Genomic DNA, 17165 nt, shown 5'->3' on the forward strand with positions numbered 1-17165 from the left:
AACTATGACGAGGGTCGTCGGCAGTCCGCCCGGCAAGAAGCGGCCGCGCAACGCGCCGATGGCGACGCTGGCTCCGAGACGGGCGGCCAACCGGGTCAGGCAGGGGTTCGTGGGCCACCGGCACAGGCTGACCATGCGCCTGGAGGCCCGCGGCGGCACCACCCGCCCCAAGAAGTGGCGCCGGTGGTTCACCTACACCAACGTCACCCGGGCCATCTGGACGGTGGCCGCGCTCACCCTGTTCGCCTGGGTGGTGGAGGGCCTGTACATCCTGATCTCGAGCAACACGACCGGCTTCGAGCGGTGGCGGCAGGGCAACCCCGGATTCGAGACGGTCCTGCGCTTCGTCGGCCCGGTGCTCGCCGCGTCGATCGCCGCCACACTCTTTCTGTTCTGGTGGTACCGGTGGACCAAGCGGCGCTATCTCGCCAAGGCACGGGACGACCCTCACCGACTGGTGCTCACCGCAGGCCCGGACACCGCCGAGATCGTGGGCCGCGAGGAGATCGCCCAGGTCATCGCCGAACGGCTGCGGGAGCGCGCCACCCGACGGCCCTATCTGCTGGTCGGCGGTGTCGGCGTGGGCAAGACCGCCGTCCTGGTACGCCTCACCGAACTGCTGGCGGAGCAGAACGCCGTACCCGTGCCGATCCGGCTGCGGGACGCGAACGGCGGCGACCTGAACTTCGAACGCATGGCCAAGCAGCGCTTCATCGACGAGGCGCCCCGGGGCATCCTCGCGCGCGGCAAGACCGAGCGGGTCTGGCAGCAACTCCTCGCCGACGACAAACCGGTCGTCATCGCCGACGGCCTGGAGGAGGCTCTGCTCGGCGACGGCGTCGAACAGAACCGGGACAACATCATCCGGCGGGCCATCGAGCGCGCCTACGAGGAGAAGCTGCCCCTCGTCATCGCCTCCCGTCCGCACAGCCCGCTGGAGAGCACCCCGGCCGCGATCGTGGAGCTGGAACCGCTCAGCGAGGAGGAGGCACTGCGGTTCGTCCAGGCACGCGTCCCGGAGACGGACGAACGCCGCGTGGACTGGATCGTGGAGACGGCGGAGGTGACCGAGTCGCCCGTCTACCTCCAGATCGCCCGCGAACTGCACCGCCACGGCGCCCTGGAGCACGACCGGCCCGACAACGACCCGCAGCACATGAACACCCGCAGCCGCGACCGCGGCATGCTGCGGCTGTGGCTGCTGGAGACCTGGGACGAGGCGCTGTGCCAGGGCAGGCTGCGCCGGGACGTCGCGTTGAGCCGGCAGGAACGCCGCGACGCCCTCGAAGTGGTCTCCGCCCTGGCCTGTGTGGGACTGCTCCAGGACAAGCTGGAGGTCGGCCTCGGGGAACTGCTCGACTCGGACGTCCACCCCGGCCCGATGCGACGCGCGCAGGCCCGCGCCGAGCACCTGTGGGCCGGGGGACGCGCCTTCGACCGGTACGGCAGGCACGGGAACGTCTTCTCCGAGTGGCACCGGCAGCAGATCTGGGACGTGCTGTGCCGACGGATCGGCCCGGACGAGAGGAGGCGGTTGCGCGGCGGCAACATGGACCAGTGCCGCGCCGCCCTCGCCCGGATCGCACGCAATGCGAATAGGCTCGGACTGGTGGAGGGCTTCGAGCGCAAGGTCCGTTTCCCGCACAGCATCATCCAGGCCTACTTCGGCTACCGCGTGCTGCGGCAGCTCGGCGAGCGGGGCGCCGGCGAGCTCGTCGAGCAGGTGCTCCAGCCGCCCGGGCCCAGCCGTGAACTGCTCATGGCCCTGGTGCTGTTGTCGCGCCGCCGGGCGGCGCGGGTCCGGGCCCGCCGGGAAGGTGTACGGGCCGAGGTGACGAAGGAGCTCGAGGAACGGCTCCGCCGCTCACGGGTGCGGGGGCACACCCTGGCCCACCGGCTCTGCAGGGCCGCGGAACGCCGCACGGACGATCCGAAGGCGCTCGACCTCTACGCGGCCGCCGTGGAGATCGAGAGCGTGGAGGACGTTCCGCGGCTGCTGGGCGACATCCTGGGCGAAGTGCGCAGGACGTGGGACGGTTTCAAGGGCGACCGGCGCAGCCTCGACGACGCCAAGCTGAGGTTGCTCAGGCAACTCGGAGCCGCCCTGCGAAGCGTGTCCGACCGGATCGACACCACCCCGCTCTACGAACAGCTCGTCCAGATCGGTGTGAAGGAACCCTCCTACTCGATACGCCTGGCCGCCGCCCAGGAGTTCGGTACCGGCGGCAACCCGGCGTTCGCCGTGGTCCGCGGGCGGATCGGGCTGAACACCGACCCCGTGCAGGAGTACAACGACCGGCTCGGCGAGCTGAAGGCCTGGAAACGCGGTGAGTACGAGCAGTGGGCCGAGCGCATGGCGCGGGCGCGGGCCACGGGCGCGCCCTCACGGGCCGGGACCGAGCGCATCGGGCGGCTCCAGCAGGACCGGCGCACGCTCAACCAGGAGTACCGCAGGAAACGGGTCGTTCTGTTCCGGGAGTTCGTGATGCGCGCCTGGATGATCCCCATGCTGCTGGGCTCCGTCGACGAGGCGCACCGTGACGAGGCCCGCGAACGCCTCACCAGGTGGCTGCGTCACCTGGACCCGAAGGCCACCGGCGGCGCCCCCGATCTGCCGCTCGCCCTGGAGGCGGCGCTGGCCCAGGGCTTCAAGTACGCGGCCAACCGTCGGATCCGGCATCCCCGCGCCTATCAGGGCGGTCGCGCCGACCTGATCCGGCAGGCGGAGACCGTGCTCCAGCAGTCCCGGTGCTGGTACGCGCAGGTCATGCTGCTCCAGGCGCTGTGCCTGTGGAGGCTTCCGGACAGTGTCGGCGTCCATGAGCGGGAGGCGCATGCGATGCCGGGGAAGGACGGGCACGACGGCGGGCGGGAGCCGCCCCGGGCGCTGGGCGGGGCGAGCGCCGTACAGACGGTGGAGCGCTGGCTGTCGATGGCCGGCACGGTGAACCGGGCACCCGGGCATCCCGAGGCGAACGGTGCCTTGCCCCGGCGGCCCCTGCATCCGTTCGTCGCCGAGGCGGGGGACCTGGTGGCCCTCACGCTGGAGACGGGGCAACCCGAGCGGTTCCTCTGGATCGACGAGAAGGGCGTCGCCGACAACATCGGCGCGCGCACCGGCAACCCCGAGGCGTACCGCAAGCACAGCCTGTGGATCCCGCCCTCGGTCGGCTGGAGCACCCTCGACGCGCGCGCCCAGCGCCTGGTCGCCGACGTGCTGGTGATGCTGAACCTCATCGAACGGGACGGGCATCCGGACGAGGTCGAGGAGCGGATGATCCGCGCGGAACAGCCGGGGACGTCACTCCCGCCGTGCATCCGCAGCGACCGCCGCCCGCTGCGGCCCGACCTGCGGGCCGGTATGGCGGACCCGCCCACACCGGGGACGACCTGTCCGCCCGACTGCAAGTTCCAGCTCTGCCCCTACCCGCCCCGGGGCTGTGTGCCGCGCGGGGAGATCCGGGAGCCGTTCTGCCGTCAGCAGCAGGCCCTGCTGCCGGGCCGGGTACGCCGGCACATGCCCCGGGGGCTGCGCAGGAAGACGCCGCGCTGGGTCAGCATGCGCGTGCGGGAACTCGACGGCTTCTGGCAGCAGATGGCCGGGCGTACGCGCAACTAGTGCGGTACGCCCGGCCATCGGAAGGGTTACCCCTGCGTCAGTGGCTCGTCCCCGCCGTCGCGGGCGGCAGCTCGACCTGGACGCCGGCGTCACCGGCGTCCGCCGTGTAGTCCTCCGGCTTCGTCTCGTCGATGCCCTCCGGGGCCTTCGCGGCCCTCAGGACGAAGGTCAGGACGACCGTGACCACCACGTTGAGCACGAACGCCGTGAGGCCGATGTAGCCGATCTCACCGATGCCCGGGATCTCCTTCGCCGAGCCGCCGAAGTGCTTCTGGGTCGGGGAGGCGACGCCGTACGCGGCGACCGTGCCGTAGATCATGCCGACCGCCCAGCCGGCCAGCAGGGCCCAGCGGTGGAACCAGCGCGTGAACAGGCCGCCGACCAGGGCCGGGAAGGTCTGCAGGATCCAGATGCCGCCCAGGAGCTGGAAGTTGATGGCGACCGTCTTGTCCATGGTCAGGACGAAGGCCAGCGCGCCCACCTTCACCAGCAGGGACACGATCTTGGAGACCTTGGTCTCCTGGGCCGGCGTCGCGTCCGGCTTGATGAAGTCCTTGTAGATGTTGCGGGTGAAGAGGTTCGCGGCCGCGATCGACATGATCGCCGCCGGCACCAGCGCGCCGATGCCGATCGCCGCGAAGGCCACGCCCGCGAACCAGGACGGGAACATGGTCTCGAACAGCTGGGGGATGGCCAGCTGGCCGTTCTGCACCTTGATGCCGGCCGCGATCGCCATGAAGCCCAGCAGCGCCAGGAGGCCCAGCATCAGGGAGTACAGCGGCAGGATCGTGGTGTTGCGGCGGATCACCTCACGGCTGCGCGAGGACAGCGTCGCGGTGATCGAGTGCGGGTACATGAACAGCGCGAGCGCGGAGCCCAGCGCCAGCGTGGCGTACGTCCACTGCCCCGCCTCGGCCGGGACCAGCGAACCGCGCGGCGCGCCCGTGGCCGGGTTGGTCTGGCTGTACGCCTCGCCCGCCTTGGCGAAGATCTCGTCGAAGCCGCCGAGCTTGATCGGGATGTAGATGATCGCCACCGCGATGACGATGTAGATCAGCGTGTCCTTCACGAACGCGATCAGCGCGGGCGCGCGCAGACCCGAGGAGTAGGTATACGCGGCCAGCACACCGAAGGCGATGAGCAGCGGCAGGTCCTTGATGAACCAGTTGGTGTTCTCGCCGCCGCCGACGCCCATCACGTCCAGCACGGCCTGGATGCCGACGAGCTGGAGCGCGATGTACGGCATCGTCGCCAGGATGCCGGTGACGGCCACCGCCAGCGACAGGCTCTTCGAGCCGAAGCGGCCGCGCACGAAGTCCGAGGTCGTCACGTAGCCGTGCTTGTGGGAGACCGACCACAGGCGGGGCAGGAACGTGAAGATCAGGGGGTAGACGAGGATCGTGTACGGCACGGCGAAGAAGCCGGCCGCGCCCGCCGCGTAGATCGCCGCGGGTACGGCGACGAAGGTGTACGCCGTGTACAGGTCGCCGCCGAGCAGGAACCAGGTGACCCAGGTGCCGAACGACCGGCCGCCCAGCCCCCATTCGTCGAGGCTGTGCTCGTTCTCGGCCTTGCGCCAGCGCGCGGCCAGGAAGCCCATGACCGTGACGGCCAGGAAGAAGAAGATGAAGACGCCGAGTGCGACGCCGTTCACGCCGTCGTTCATTCCGCCGCACCGCCCTTCCGGGAGGCGCGGCCGCGCTGGTCAAGCTGCCACAGCTTGTACGCGACCATCGTCAGCAGCGTGGAGAGCAGGACCCAGAACATCTGGTACCAGTAGAAGAACGGGATGCCGGCGAACGCCGGATCGGTCTTGGCGTACGAACCGACCCACAGCATCGCCACGAAGGGCGCGACGAGGCACAGCCCGATGACAACCCGTATGGGCGTCACCACCGGCTCTCTGTTCACTTCTGGGGCATCTGACATCTGACGGCTCCGTCCCCTCACTGATCACCTGAAAACGCCCGGGCAATGTAGGTGACGGTGCAACGACAGCGGAAGACCCTGTCCGCATATCGGATGTGGAGGATTGGTGTGCACGCCGACCGGACGCTCAGCAGCAGCGGAACCCCTGGCGTGGATCTGCTTCCTGACGGTCCGTCCGCATCCGCTCGAACTCCCGGCGCGAGGGCACTTCCGCGTCCGGGCACGCATGCCGTACGTGGGTGACATAACGGTCGTATGCCGACTCGTCGGTCAGTTCACGCACGTACTTGGGAGAGACAGCGGTGAGGCCCGCCTCAAGCAGGTGCGGTTACTCGGAGTTGAGGGAATGCCGGTCGAGGCTGCCCGGGCGGTGAGCGGCACGGTCACTCACACGGATGAAGTTGATCGATGGTGTGCGCGGGAAGGGAACGTGATCGCTAGGTTCACGGCATGTCGCGTTTCCGGATGTACCCGACGCCTGCGCAGGCGGAGCAACTGCTGCTGCACTGCGCGCACGCCCGGTACGTGTGGAACCTCGCCGTCGAGCAGCACGCGCACTGGAAGCCGGGCCGCAGATCCGCTCCCGGTTTCGCGGAGCAGTGCCGTCAGCTCACCGAGGCCCGGCGGGAGTCCGAGTGGCTTGCCGCCCGGAACGCGGACGTGCAGCAGCAGGCGCTCAAGGACTTCGCCAAGGCCAAGAACGCGTGTTTCACCTCCGGGTTCGGTGAGCCGACCTGGCGCAGGAAGTACCGGCACGAGGGCTTCCGCGTCATCGGCACCGACCGCGTACCGGAGTACAGCGCGGACGGGTCGCCGAAGCTGAACACGAAGACCGGCAAGCAGGTCATGGGCCGATCGGTGGTCGTGCAGAGGCTCAACCGGCGATGGGGGCAGGTCAAGGTGCCCGGCTGCGGCTGGGTCCGCTTCCGGCTCAGCGTAAAGGGCAACGGAGCGAAGCTGCCCGACGCGAAGACGTTCCGTGTCACCTTCCGCAATGGGCAGTGGCACGTCGCGTTCGCAGTCATCCCCGAGCCGACACCCGCGCCCGGCACGGGTGAGGTCATCGGCGTTGACCGGGGTGTCACGATCACCGCTGCTCTGTCGGACGGCCGGAAGCTGAACTGCCCGCAGCTCACGATCAGGGAACGTGCCCAGATCCGAAAGCATGAGCGGCGGGCTGCCCGGGCGAAGAAGGGCCGTCCCGAGAAGGCAGCCGGGTACGCGAAGGTCGCCAAGCTCAAGGCCAGGGAAGCGAACCGGCGTAAGGACTGGTGCGAGAAGACCAGCACCCTGCTCGCCAGAGCATATGACGTGATCCGGTTCGAGAAGCTGAACATCAAGAACATGACCCGCTCCGCGAAGGGAAGCGTGGAGCAGCCCGGCAGGAACGTCCGCCAGAAAGCCGGGCTGAATCGGGGCATCCTCGCCCAGGGCTGGGGCCTGCTCCGGCAGCGCACCGAGCACAAAGCGCCGGGCCGGGTCCAAGACGTCCCTGCCCCGTACACGAGTCTGCGGTGCAGTGCCTGCGGATGGATCGAGAAGAAGTCGCGCAAGAGCCAAGCCGAGTTCGTCTGCGTGTCCTGCGGCTTCACATGCAATGCGGATGAGAACGCAGCAAACAATGTCGCGGCAGGACAGGGCGGGATCCCCCGCCCCTGGCGGACAGCCGGTGCCGGAGGGGTGACAACGGCCACCGGCCGTTCGAGCGCCCGTGAACCTCAACCCGCTTGGGTTGGAATCCCCCTCTTTAAGTGAGGGGGAGGATGTCAACGTGGAGTTGGTGACCAACGTGCACCGTGTGCATGTTGTCCATGGTCTTGGCGGGCGGCAGGATCGTCCGTCGTCGATCGCCTCCTGGAAGACCTGCCGCTGCTTGACGGGAGGAACCTAGAGCAGGAAGAGCAGAGGCGCTGCACCATGAGTCCTACTCTTGCGGCCGCTTGAGCCTCGCCACGAACTTGTAGCGGTCCCCGCGATAGACGGACCGCACCCACTCCACCGGCTGCCCGTCCCGGTCCAGCGAGTGCCGGGACAGCATCAGCATCGGCAGGCCCACGTCCGTGCCGAGCAGGCCGGCCTCGCGCGGGGTGGCCAGGGAGGTCTCGATCGTCTCCTCGGCCTCGGCGAGATGGACGTCGTAGACCTCGGCGAGGGCGGTGTAGAGGGAGGTGTACTTGACCAGGGACCTGCGCAGGGCCGGGAAGCGCTTGGCGCTCAGGTGGGTCGTCTCGATGGCCATCGGCTCGCCGTTCGCCATGCGCAGCCGCTCGATGCGCAGCACCCGGCCGCCGGCCGTGATGTCGAGCAGGTCGGCGAGGCGGTCGTCGGCGGTGATGTAGCCGATGTCCAGCAACTGGGAGGTCGGCTCCAGGCCCTGGGCGCGCATGTCCTCGGTGTACGAGGTGAGTTGCAGGGCCTGCGAGACCTTCGGCTTGGCGACGAACGTGCCCTTGCCCTGGATGCGCTCCAGGCGCCCCTCGACGACCAGCTCCTGCAGTGCCTGGCGCACGGTCGTGCGGGAGGTGTCGAACTCGGCGGCCAGCGTGCGCTCGGGCGGTACCGGGGTGCCGGGCGCCTGGGTCTCCGTCATGTCGAGAAGGTGCTTCTTCAGGCGGTAGTACTTGGGCACGCGGGCGGTACGGACGGCGGCGCCGTTCTCGTTCTCCGCACTGCTGACGTCGGTGCTCATGCTTCGCCTTCCCGGCTCCGGATGCGGGTCACATCGTGATCCCTTCTATATACCCGTCGCCGCCTCTTTTGGTCTAGTCCACAGCGCCAACTGGTCTAGCGGACGAGAGTACTCCGCCGGCGGGGTTTTCGCTGGCTTCTTACTTAAAGGTTCCTTCATATGTAGGTCGCATAACGGCTGGTCAGGCCCCTTTCCGTGCCCCTTGACACGCTTTCTGGTCTGGTCCAAGCTCCCCGTACTGGTCTACACCATTGGTCCAGGTCCCGGCCCAACGCTCGTGCGGGGAGGCAGGGGGGTTTGTGGCATCCCTGAGGAGGGTGGCGTGAAGCGCAAGCTGATATCCGCGATCGGTGTCGCGGGCATGATGATCTCCCTGGCGGCGTGCGGGGGCGACAACGGCGACGGCGGGGACAAGGCAGGAGCCGACGGCTACGCGGGCGAGACGCTCACGGTCTGGGTGATGGACGGTTCGTCCCCGGATCAGTGGCAGAAGGACGTCCAGGCCGCCTTCGAGAAGAAGACCAAGGCCAAGGTCAAGTTCGAGATCCAGCAGTGGAACGGCATCCAGCAGAAGCTGACCACCGCCCTGTCCGAGGAGAACCCGCCGGACGTCTTCGAGATCGGCAACACCCAGACCCCGGCCTACGCCAAGACCGGCGGCCTCGCCGACCTCGCGGACCTCAAGACGGAGATCGGCGCCGACTGGGCCGAGTCCCTCAACGAGTCCTCCATCTACGACGGCAAGCAGTACGCCGCCCCGTGGTACTTCGCCAACCGTGTCGTCCTCTACAACAAGAAGGTCTGGGCCGACGCCGGCATCAAGGACACCCCCAAGACCCGCGACGAGTTCTACGCCGACCTCAAGCAGATCGGCGAGAAGACCGACGCCGAGCCCATCTACCTGCCGGGCCAGAACTGGTACCACTTCGTCGGCCTGACCATCGGTGAGGGCGCCGAGCTGGTGAAGAAGGACGGCGACAAGTACGTCTCCAACCTCGACGACCCGAAGGTCGCCGCCGCCATGGAGACGTACAAGAAGTTCCAGGCCCTGTCCAAGGCCCCCAAGGACAAGGACGAGGCGACCCCGCAGCAGGCCGAGGTCTTCGCCAAGGGCAACGTCGGCGCCTTCATCGGCATGGGCTGGGAGGCCGGTACCGCGATCGCGGCCAACAAGAAGATCGAGCAGGACATCGGCTACTTCACCATCCCGGGTGCCACGGCCGACAAGCCCGAGGGTGTCTTCCTCGGCGGCTCCAACCTCGCCGTCGCCGCGGGCAGCAAGAAGCAGGAGCTCGCCAAGGAGTTCCTGAAGATCGCGCTGTCCGACCAGTACGAGGGCGAGCTCGCCAAGCAGAACGGCGTCATCCCGAACAAGGAGGCCCTCCAGACCAACCTGAAGGGCAACGCCGTCGCCGAGGCCGCCGCGCCCGCCGCCGCGGGCGGTGGCACCACGCCGCTGATTCCGGAGTGGGCGGCCGTGGAGAACGCACCCAACCCGGTCAAGACGTACATGACCGCCGTGCTGAACGGTAAGTCGCCGGCCGAGGCGGCCAAGCAGGTCGAGGACGAGTTCAACAAGCGTCTGGCGCAGAAGCAGTAAGGGCAACGGGTCGCGCCGGGGTGGGGGATGCGCGTGACGCCCCCCGCCCCGGCGACCGTACGCGGGCCCACGTACGCAGGTCGAGACACGCAGGCCGAGTTACGCAGGCCGAGACACGCAGGCCGAGAAGAGAGATCGCGAGCATGACCGTGCAGACCGAACGGCCGCCTTCCGGTCCGGTGGACGCAGTCGGGAAAGCCGAGAGCGGTTCCGCCGGGCCGCCGCCCCGAGCCGCGTCCCGCCTCGGCGCGCTCACCCCGTACCTCCTGCTGCTGCCGGCCTGCGCGGCCACCGTGCTGCTGCTCGGCTGGCCGCTGGTCAAGGACATCCTGCTGTCGTTCCAGAACCTCAACATGGCGCAGCTGATCCAGCACGTCACCGAGTGGAACGGCATCGACAACTACAAGGAGGTCCTCACCGGCGAGGACTTCTGGCGCGTCACCCTGCGCTCGATCCTGTTCACGGCGGTCAACGTCGCCCTGATCATGGTCATCGGCGCCCTGGTCGGCCTGCTGCTCGCCCGCCTCGGCAGGCGGATGCGGGTCACGCTGCTGGTCGGTCTGGTGCTGGCCTGGGCGATGCCCGTGGTCGCCGCGAGCACCGTCTACCAGTGGCTGTTCGCGCAGCGCTTCGGCGTCGTCAACTGGGTGCTGGACAAGCTGGGTTGGCACTCCATGGCCGACTACAGCTGGACCAGCAGCCAGATGTCGACGTTCTTCGTGGTCACCTTGCTGATCGTCTGGATGTCGATCCCGTTCGTCGCGATCAACCTCTACGCGGCCACGACCACCATCCCGGGCGAGCTCTACGAGGCCGCGGCGCTGGACGGCGCGGGCGCCTGGAAGAGCTTCACCACGGTGACGCTGCCGTTCCTGCGCCCCTTCCTCTACGCCACGACCTTCCTGGAGATCATCTGGGTCTTCAAGGCGTTCGTGCAGGTCTTCACCATCAACGGCGGCGGCCCCGACCGGCTGACCGAGATCCTGCCGGTCTACGCCTACATCGAGGGCGTCGGCAACCAGCACTACGGCATGGGCGCGGCGATCGCCGTCCTGACCATCCTGATCCTGCTCGGCCTGACCGCGTACTACCTCAGGATCGTGCTCAAGCAAGAGGAGGACGAGCTGTGAAGCGCTCGCTCTTCGGCCGCCTGTGGCCCAACGTCACGGCCGTCGTCCTGTTCATCGGCTTCGTCTTCCCCGTGTACTGGATGTTCTCCACGGCCTTCAAGCCGACCGGCGACATCATCTCGGAGAACCCGGTGTGGTTCCCGACCGACATCACCTTCGCGCACTTCAAGCGGGCCACCGGCGTCGACCACTTCTGGACGTACGTCACCAACTCGCTGATCGTCACGCTCTGCGCGGTCGGCCTCTCCCTGATCATCGCGCTGGCCGGCTCCTTCGCCCTCGCCCGGATGCGGTTCAAGGGGCGGCGCGGGTTCGTCATCGGCTTCATGATGGCCCAGATGGCCCCCTGGGAGGTCATGATCATCGCGATGTACATGATCGTGCGGGACGCGTCGATGCTGAACAGCCTTCTGCCGCTGACGGTCTTCTACATGATGATGATCCTGCCCTTCACCATCCTGACGCTGCGCGGCTTCGTCGCCGCGGTGCCCCGGGAGCTGGAGGAGGCCGCGATGGTCGACGGCTGCAGCCGCGCCCAGGCGTTCCGCAAGGTCATCCTGCCGCTCCTTGCGCCGGGGCTGATGTCCACGTCCCTGTTCGGCTTCATCACCGCATGGAATGAATTCCCCCTGGTCCTGGTGCTGAACAAGGAGGCGGAGGCGCAGACCCTGCCACTGTGGCTGTCCAGCTTCCAGACCGCCTTCGGCAACGACTGGGGCGCGACGATGGCGGCGTCCTCCCTCTTCGCCATCCCGATCCTGATCCTCTTCGTCTTCCTGCAGCGCAAGGCTGTCAGCGGCCTGACGGCCGGCGCCGTGAAGGGATAACGCCACCCGATGACGACATTCGCCAGCGGCACCGACACTCTGACACGGGATGCCCTGACCGTCCTCCAGCCCGGCTTCACCGGCACCACCGCCCCCGACTGGCTGCTGCGCCGCCTCGGTGAGGGCCTCGCCTCCGTCGGCCTGTTCGGCCGCAACATCGCCACGCCCGAGCAACTGGCCGCCCTGACGGCCCAATTGCGCGCCGAGCGCGACGACGTGCTGGTCGCGATCGACGAGGAGGGGGGTGATGTGACGCGGCTGGAGGTGCGGACCGGTTCCAGCTTCCCGGGCAACCACGCCCTGGGCGCGGTGGACGACGTGGAGCTGACGAGGGAGGTGGCCTTCGAGATGGGCCGCCGCCTGGCAGCCTGCGGAGTGAACCTCAACTGGGCCCCGTCGGCCGACGTGAACTCCAACCCCTCGAACCCGGTCATCGGCGTACGTTCCTTCGGCGCCGACACCGCCCTGGTCGCCCGGCACACCGCCGCCTACGTCACCGGCCTGCAGTCGGCCGGCGTCGCGGCCTGCACCAAGCACTTCCCGGGCCACGGCGACACGGCGGTCGACTCCCACCACTCGATGCCCCGCATCGACGCGGCGGCCTCGGTCCTGGCCGACCGGGAACTCTCCCCGTTCCGCGCGGCGATCGCCGCCGGCACGAGGGCGATGATGAGCGCGCACATCCTGGTTCCGGCCCTGGACCCCGACCACCCGGCAACCCTGTCCCGCCCCGTCCTGACCGACCTGCTGCGCGGCGAACTCGGCTACACCGGCCTGATCGTCACCGACGGCATGGAGATGCAGGCCATCGCCGCCACCTACGGCATCGAACGCGGCAGCGTCCTGGCCATCGCGGCCGGCGCCGACGCGATCTGCGTGGGCGGCGGTCTCGCCGACGACGAGACGGTACGACGTCTGCGCGACGCCCTGGTCGCGGCGGTCCGCGCCGGTGAACTCCCCGAGGAACGGCTGGCGGAGGCGGCGGAACGGGTCCGCGAGCTGGCCCACTGGACGACGACCGTCCCCGGCGCCGAGGGCGAGGCGCGTCCGGACGTGGGCCTCGTCGCCGCCCGGCGCGCACTGAAGGTGACCGGCGCGGAGGGCTTCACCCCACTCGCCGAGGCACCGTACGTCGCCGCCTTCACCCCGGTCGCGAACATCGCCGTCGGCGACGAGACCCCCTGGGGCGTCGCCGCCGAACTGGCCCGGCTGCTCCCCGGCACCGAAACCGGCGGCTACGCGGGGGAGGACGCGGGGCAGGAGGCGCTGCAGGCAGCGGCCGGCCGCCGCATGGTGGCCGTCGTCCGCGACGAACACCGCCACCCCTGGATGGCAACGGCCCTCGACACCCTGCTGCGATCCCGCCCGGACACGGTCGTCGTCGAAATGGGCGTCCCCCAGGCCAAGGCCCGCGGCGCCCTGCACATCGCCACGTACGGAGCGGCCCGCGTGTGCGGGCGTGCGGCGGCGGAGGTCATCGCCGGGGCGTGAGGCCCCCGAGGCTGAATCCTCTCCGCGACCCGCTCGATGCCCTGTGGTTGCAGCTCCACTCCTGAATGTAGTACTTCTTATACATGAGCGAGCAGGTGCACAACAGGTTGGCGATGGTGCGTGCCGAGCGCAAGGTGTCGCGCCAGAGCCTGGCCGAGGCAGTGGGAGCCCACTACCAGACCATCGGCTACATCGAGCGGGGGCAGTACAACCCGAGCCTCGACCTGGCATTGAAGATCGCGAAGTTCTTCGGACTGCCGGTCGAGGCGCTGTTCTCCCTCGAACCGTTCCGGCCGCTCACGGACGAGGTCTACGGGAGGAAACAGTCATGACCACGACGCGGCTGACGCGCTACGACCGGAGCATGCTGCGGTTGATGAACGACCCCCGAGGGCGCCCGCTGTACGCCACTACCACGCGTCGCCGGCTGGTGGTCGCCGCGCATGTCGCACTCACCGCGGCCATCGGAACACTGACCGCGTACTTCTCCCTCTCGTCGACGGAGCCGATGTGGGCCGTCGTCGCCGCGGCGGTGCTGATGCTGCCCTGGATGGTGGCGACAGGCGTGATCAACGGCGCCACCCGGGGCCTGCTCGAACTACGCGAACGCGCCCTCGACGAGCGGCAGTCGGCCGAGCGCAGGCGGGTGCTCGCCCGCGCCCACCGCGCGATGACGAGCCTGCTGCTCGCGGCCGTGGTCGGCCTGCTGACGGCGGGCGCGGCCGACGGTGACGCCCTCCGCGTCCACGCGGCGCCCGTCCTCGCCGCCGTCCTCGCGGCCCACTGGCTGATGCCGCTGTGGGTGGCCGGCCTGACCGCACAGGACGAGCCGACGGAGGACGAGGCGACCGGCCTCTAGAAGCGGCAAGGCAGCCTGCCCCTGGAACCGGCGAGGTAGCCGGCCTCTGGAACCGGCGCATGTCCGGCGAGCGTACGGCGGGCCCCCTCATCGCGGGTGCCCGCTCTACGCATGCCCGGCCTGCACGACCCCCTAAATCCCCTGCCACTCCGGCTTGTTGGCGTACGTGTGCCGGAAGTAGTCGGCCAGCTTCAGCTTGGACGCGGCGGCATCGTCGACGACGACCGTCGCGTGCGGGTGCAGTTGCAGCGCCGAGGCCGGGCAGACGGCCGCGATCGGCCCCTCGACGGTCGCGGCGACCGCGTCCGCCTTGCCCTCACCGGTGGCGAGCAGCACCAGGTGCCTCGCCTCCAGGATCGTCCCGATCCCCTGGGTGATGACGTGATGCGGCACCTGCTCGATGTCCCCGTCGAAGAACCGCGCGTTGTCGACCCGGGTCTGCTCGGTCAGCGTCTTGATCCGGGTCCTGGACGCCAGCGAGGAGCACGGCTCGTTGAACCCGATGTGCCCGTCGGTCCCGATCCCGAGCAACTGCAGGTCCACGCCCCCGGCTTCGGCCAGCGCCGCGTCATACGCCTCGCACGCCCCGGGCACGTCCTCGGCCGTACCGTCCGGCCCCATGAACGCGTCCATCCCGACCCCGAGCGGCTCCAGGACCTCGCGACGCAGCACTGACCGGTACGACTCCGGGTGCTCCGCGGGCAGCCCCACATACTCGTCGAGCTGCGCGACCCGCGCCCGCGAGGCGTCGACGGCGCCCGAGCGTACCTTGGCCGCGAGTGCCGCGTAGATGGGCAGTGGCGTCGAGCCGGTGGCCACGCCGAGCAGGGCGTCGGGCTTGCGCCGCAGTAGCTGAGCCATGGCCTCGGCTATCAGCTCGCCACCCGCCTTGGCGTCCGGAACGATGACAACTTCCACGCTGGGCCTGCCGATCTGAAGTAGGTCTCGAAGGGCACCCTGAAGGGGCATGTGGTTTAGACCAATCTAACAGAGCGAGGCTATGCGGCCCAGGTGAACGGAAGCCTCGTGGACATTTCGGCGGACCGTCGGGCAGGCGTTATTGCCCATGGGGGAGTGGAATGGAGACTGTCCGCCGGAAGCGACAGGCGCCATGCCCGGCAGTGGGCGCGAGAGCAGGGAGGGTCCCATGACCACCTCGACCCCGTACCCTCCCGACCCGCACGCCCCTCACAACGACTTCCCCGGCCGGATCATGGCCCGCGAGATGGCCGAACAGCCCGCCGTGCTGCGCAGGATCCTGTCCCAGGGCGCCCCCGCCATCCGCCGCGTCGCCCAGGAGATCGCCGCCCGCGCACCCCGCTTCGTCCTGCTCACCGCCCGCGGCACCTCCGACAACGCCGCGCTCTACGCCAAATACCTCATGGAGGTCCGCCTCGGTCTACCCTGCGGCCTGACCTCCATGTCGACCACCACCGCCTACGGCGCTTGTCCCGACCTCACCGACGTCCTGGTCATCATCGTGAGCCAGTCCGGCGGCTCCCCGGACGTCGTCGCCTCGACCCGGGCCGCCCGCGAGGCCGGCGCGGTCACGCTTGCGGTGACAAACAACCCCGACTCCCCGCTGGTCGCCGTCTCCGAGTACCACCTCGACATCATGGCCGGACCGGAGAGGGCCCTGCCCGCGACCAAGACCTATACGGCCTCCCTTCTCGCCCTTTACCTCTTCGTCGAGGGTCTGCGCGGCGGTGACGGCACCCCCGCCCTGCCGGTCCCGGACCTCGCCGAGCAACTGCTCGCCCGGCAGGACGAGGTGCGCACCCTCGCCGCCCGCTACCGCTTCGCCGAGCGCATGGTGATCACCTCCCGCGGCTACGGCTACCCCACGGCCAAGGAAGCCGCCCTCAAGCTGATGGAGACCAGCTACATCCCGGCCCTCGCCTACTCCGGTGCCGACCTGCTGCACGGCCCGCTCGCCATGGTCGACAACGTCTCCCCGGTCATCGCGGTCGTCACCGACGGCAAGGGCGGCGAGGTCCTCCAGCCCGTCCTCGACCGGCTCCGCGGCCGCGGCGCCGACCTGGTCGTCATCGGCGCCCGGCACCAGGTCGAGCAGGCCTCGGCCGGATTCGTCCTGCCCACCGAGGGCGTCGCCGAGGAGCTCCAGCCGATCCTGGAGATCCTTCCGCTCCAACTCCTCGCCTACGAGGTCACCATCGCCCGAGGCCAGGACCCGGACGCGCCGCGGGCGCTGGCGAAGGTGACGGAGACGCGCTGACTAGTGCAGGCTCAGCAGCGAGCCCCCGGTCGCGTCGATGTGCTGCCCCGTGACCCAACGGGAGTCGGGAGACGCCAGGAAGGCCACCACGTCGCCCACGTCGGACGACGCACCGACACGTTTGAAGACCGACACGGCCTCGGCGTGCGCGCGTATGCCGGGATCGGCGAGTGCGGCGCTCGTCAGGTCCGTGTCGATGAAGCCGGGCCCGACGGAGTTGGCGGTGATGCCGCGCGACGCCAACTCGGCCGCGAGTGAGCGGGTCAGGGTGGTGACCGCGCCCTTGGCCATGTGTGTGGCGGCGATCGGGGCGATGGCGTAATCCGTGGCGGCCGTGACATTGATGATCCGGCCGTGGTCGCGCAGGCGTCCGAGGCCGTGCTTGACGATGAAGAACGGTGCCTTCGCGTTGACCGCATGTGTCCGGTCGTACGCCTCCTCGTCCGTCTCGCCGATCGTGGCGAAGGTCGCCATGCCCGCGTTGTTCACCAGGATGTCCACGCCCTGCGCATGCCGGTCGAAGGCCTCCCAGAGAGTCTCCGCGTCACCGGGCACGCCCAGTTCGGTGCGGATCGCGAACGCGCTGCCGCCCGCCGCCTCGATCGCGCCGACCGTCTCCTTCGCCGCCGCCTCGTTACTGCCGTAGTGCACGGCGACCCGCGCCCCGTCCTGTGCCAGCCGCCCGGCGATCGCCCGTCCGATCCCCCTGCTCGCCCCCGTGACCAGTGCCGTCCTGCCCGTGAGCACACCCATGCCGACGCCCCCTCGCATTTACCTAGCGGTCG

Annotated in this window: 15 protein-coding genes; 9 read left to right on the forward strand and 6 right to left on the reverse strand. The window is 69.3% G+C overall.

Annotated elements, in window-relative coordinates; genetic code table 11:
• Positions 1-4 precede the first annotated feature (4 nt).
• Positions 5-3619: an NACHT domain-containing protein gene (locus ACZ7M7_RS10740; protein WP_472114882.1), complete on the forward strand. Its 3615-nt coding sequence runs from the start codon at positions 5-7 to the stop codon at positions 3617-3619.
• Between the two features lie 37 nt (positions 3620-3656).
• On the opposite strand, the gene mctP is transcribed toward ACZ7M7_RS10740, so the two are convergent.
• The 3 genes from mctP to ACZ7M7_RS10755 all read right to left on the reverse strand — a co-directional run bounded on the left by mctP (position 3657) and on the right by ACZ7M7_RS10755 (position 5870).
• Positions 3657-5285 carry a monocarboxylate uptake permease MctP gene (gene mctP, locus ACZ7M7_RS10745; RefSeq protein WP_472114885.1) on the reverse strand — a complete coding sequence of 543 codons (1629 nt, stop codon included), beginning with the start codon at positions 5283-5285 and terminating at the stop codon, positions 3657-3659.
• On the reverse strand, positions 5282-5548 hold the full coding sequence (locus tag ACZ7M7_RS10750) for a DUF3311 domain-containing protein (protein ID WP_383602942.1): 267 nt from the start codon (positions 5546-5548) through the stop codon (positions 5282-5284). The genes mctP and ACZ7M7_RS10750 overlap by 4 nt, the downstream gene beginning before the upstream one ends.
• A 127-nt stretch (positions 5549-5675) precedes the next feature.
• Complete coding sequence (locus ACZ7M7_RS10755) at positions 5676-5870, reverse strand: YbdD/YjiX family protein (protein WP_472115225.1); 195 nt, start codon at positions 5868-5870, stop codon at positions 5676-5678.
• Positions 5871-5998: 128 nt separating this feature from the next.
• On the opposite strand from ACZ7M7_RS10755, the gene ACZ7M7_RS10760 reads away from it, so the two are divergent.
• On the forward strand, positions 5999-7303 hold the full coding sequence (locus ACZ7M7_RS10760) for an RNA-guided endonuclease InsQ/TnpB family protein (protein WP_472114888.1): 1305 nt from the start codon (positions 5999-6001) through the stop codon (positions 7301-7303).
• A 169-nt stretch (positions 7304-7472) separates the two neighbouring features.
• On the opposite strand, the gene ACZ7M7_RS10765 is transcribed toward ACZ7M7_RS10760, so the two are convergent.
• Positions 7473-8237, reverse strand: coding sequence for a GntR family transcriptional regulator (locus ACZ7M7_RS10765; RefSeq protein ID WP_471486894.1), 765 nt, complete (start codon positions 8235-8237; stop codon positions 7473-7475).
• Between the two features lie 322 nt (positions 8238-8559).
• Here ACZ7M7_RS10765 and ACZ7M7_RS10770 point away from each other — a divergent pair, with 322 nt between their 5' ends.
• The 6 genes from ACZ7M7_RS10770 to ACZ7M7_RS10795 all read left to right on the forward strand — a co-directional run bounded on the left by ACZ7M7_RS10770 (position 8560) and on the right by ACZ7M7_RS10795 (position 14144).
• Positions 8560-9837 carry an extracellular solute-binding protein gene (locus ACZ7M7_RS10770; protein ID WP_472114892.1) on the forward strand — a complete coding sequence of 426 codons (1278 nt, stop codon included), beginning with the start codon at positions 8560-8562 and terminating at the stop codon, positions 9835-9837.
• A 143-nt stretch (positions 9838-9980) separates the two neighbouring features.
• Entirely contained in the window at positions 9981-10967 is a 987-nt protein-coding gene (locus ACZ7M7_RS10775; RefSeq protein ID WP_369273322.1) for a carbohydrate ABC transporter permease, read from the forward strand.
• A complete protein-coding gene (locus ACZ7M7_RS10780; RefSeq protein WP_383602929.1) occupies positions 10964-11794 on the forward strand; it encodes a carbohydrate ABC transporter permease in 831 nt (276 codons plus the stop codon). Before ACZ7M7_RS10775 ends, ACZ7M7_RS10780 begins: the two co-directional genes overlap by 4 nt.
• Before the next feature lie 9 nt (positions 11795-11803).
• Positions 11804-13285 (forward strand): glycoside hydrolase family 3 protein, encoded by a 1482-nt coding sequence (locus tag ACZ7M7_RS10785; RefSeq protein WP_472114896.1) that lies wholly within the window; start codon positions 11804-11806, stop codon positions 13283-13285.
• 83 nt (positions 13286-13368) lie between these two features.
• Positions 13369-13617, forward strand: a complete 249-nt coding sequence (locus ACZ7M7_RS10790; RefSeq protein ID WP_003998028.1) for a helix-turn-helix transcriptional regulator — start codon at positions 13369-13371, stop codon at positions 13615-13617.
• Complete coding sequence (locus ACZ7M7_RS10795) at positions 13614-14144, forward strand: hypothetical protein (protein ID WP_472114899.1); 531 nt, start codon at positions 13614-13616, stop codon at positions 14142-14144. Before ACZ7M7_RS10790 ends, ACZ7M7_RS10795 begins: the two co-directional genes overlap by 4 nt.
• A 132-nt stretch (positions 14145-14276) precedes the next feature.
• On the opposite strand, the gene nagB is transcribed toward ACZ7M7_RS10795, so the two are convergent.
• The gene (gene nagB, locus ACZ7M7_RS10800; protein WP_383602919.1) at positions 14277-15062 is read right to left on the reverse strand and encodes a glucosamine-6-phosphate deaminase; all 786 of its coding nucleotides are present in this window, start codon (positions 15060-15062) and stop codon (positions 14277-14279) included.
• Positions 15063-15291: 229 nt separating this feature from the next.
• Here nagB and ACZ7M7_RS10805 point away from each other — a divergent pair, with 229 nt between their 5' ends.
• The gene (locus tag ACZ7M7_RS10805) at positions 15292-16380 is read left to right on the forward strand and encodes an SIS domain-containing protein (RefSeq protein ID WP_472114902.1); all 1089 of its coding nucleotides are present in this window, start codon (positions 15292-15294) and stop codon (positions 16378-16380) included.
• Here the strand turns inward: ACZ7M7_RS10805 and ACZ7M7_RS10810 are convergent, their stop codons facing one another.
• Positions 16381-17133, reverse strand: coding sequence for an SDR family oxidoreductase (locus ACZ7M7_RS10810; RefSeq protein ID WP_472114905.1), 753 nt, complete (start codon positions 17131-17133; stop codon positions 16381-16383).
• Between the last annotated feature and the right edge of the window lie 32 nt (positions 17134-17165).

It is taken from the genome of Streptomyces sp. NPDC111606 (genome assembly GCF_055656945.1).

What these genes read in the sequence shown, in the direction of transcription:
- ACZ7M7_RS10795 (WP_472114899.1), top strand. Translation starts at nt 13,614, where the DNA reads ATGACCACGACGCGGCTGACGCGCTACGACCGGAGCATGCTGCGGTTG.
- ACZ7M7_RS10740 (WP_472114882.1), top strand. Translation starts at nt 5, where the DNA reads ATGACGAGGGTCGTCGGCAGTCCGCCCGGCAAGAAGCGGCCGCGCAAC.
- mctP (WP_472114885.1), bottom strand. Translation starts at nt 5,285, where the DNA reads ATGAACGACGGCGTGAACGGCGTCGCACTCGGCGTCTTCATCTTCTTC.
- ACZ7M7_RS10810 (WP_472114905.1), bottom strand. Translation starts at nt 17,133, where the DNA reads ATGGGTGTGCTCACGGGCAGGACGGCACTGGTCACGGGGGCGAGCAGG.
- ACZ7M7_RS10765 (WP_471486894.1), bottom strand. Translation starts at nt 8,237, where the DNA reads ATGAGCACCGACGTCAGCAGTGCGGAGAACGAGAACGGCGCCGCCGTC.
- ACZ7M7_RS10785 (WP_472114896.1), top strand. Translation starts at nt 11,804, where the DNA reads ATGACGACATTCGCCAGCGGCACCGACACTCTGACACGGGATGCCCTG.
- ACZ7M7_RS10790 (WP_003998028.1), top strand. Translation starts at nt 13,369, where the DNA reads ATGAGCGAGCAGGTGCACAACAGGTTGGCGATGGTGCGTGCCGAGCGC.
- ACZ7M7_RS10750 (WP_383602942.1), bottom strand. Translation starts at nt 5,548, where the DNA reads ATGTCAGATGCCCCAGAAGTGAACAGAGAGCCGGTGGTGACGCCCATA.
- ACZ7M7_RS10760 (WP_472114888.1), top strand. Translation starts at nt 5,999, where the DNA reads ATGTCGCGTTTCCGGATGTACCCGACGCCTGCGCAGGCGGAGCAACTG.
- ACZ7M7_RS10805 (WP_472114902.1), top strand. Translation starts at nt 15,292, where the DNA reads ATGACCACCTCGACCCCGTACCCTCCCGACCCGCACGCCCCTCACAAC.
- ACZ7M7_RS10775 (WP_369273322.1), top strand. Translation starts at nt 9,981, where the DNA reads ATGACCGTGCAGACCGAACGGCCGCCTTCCGGTCCGGTGGACGCAGTC.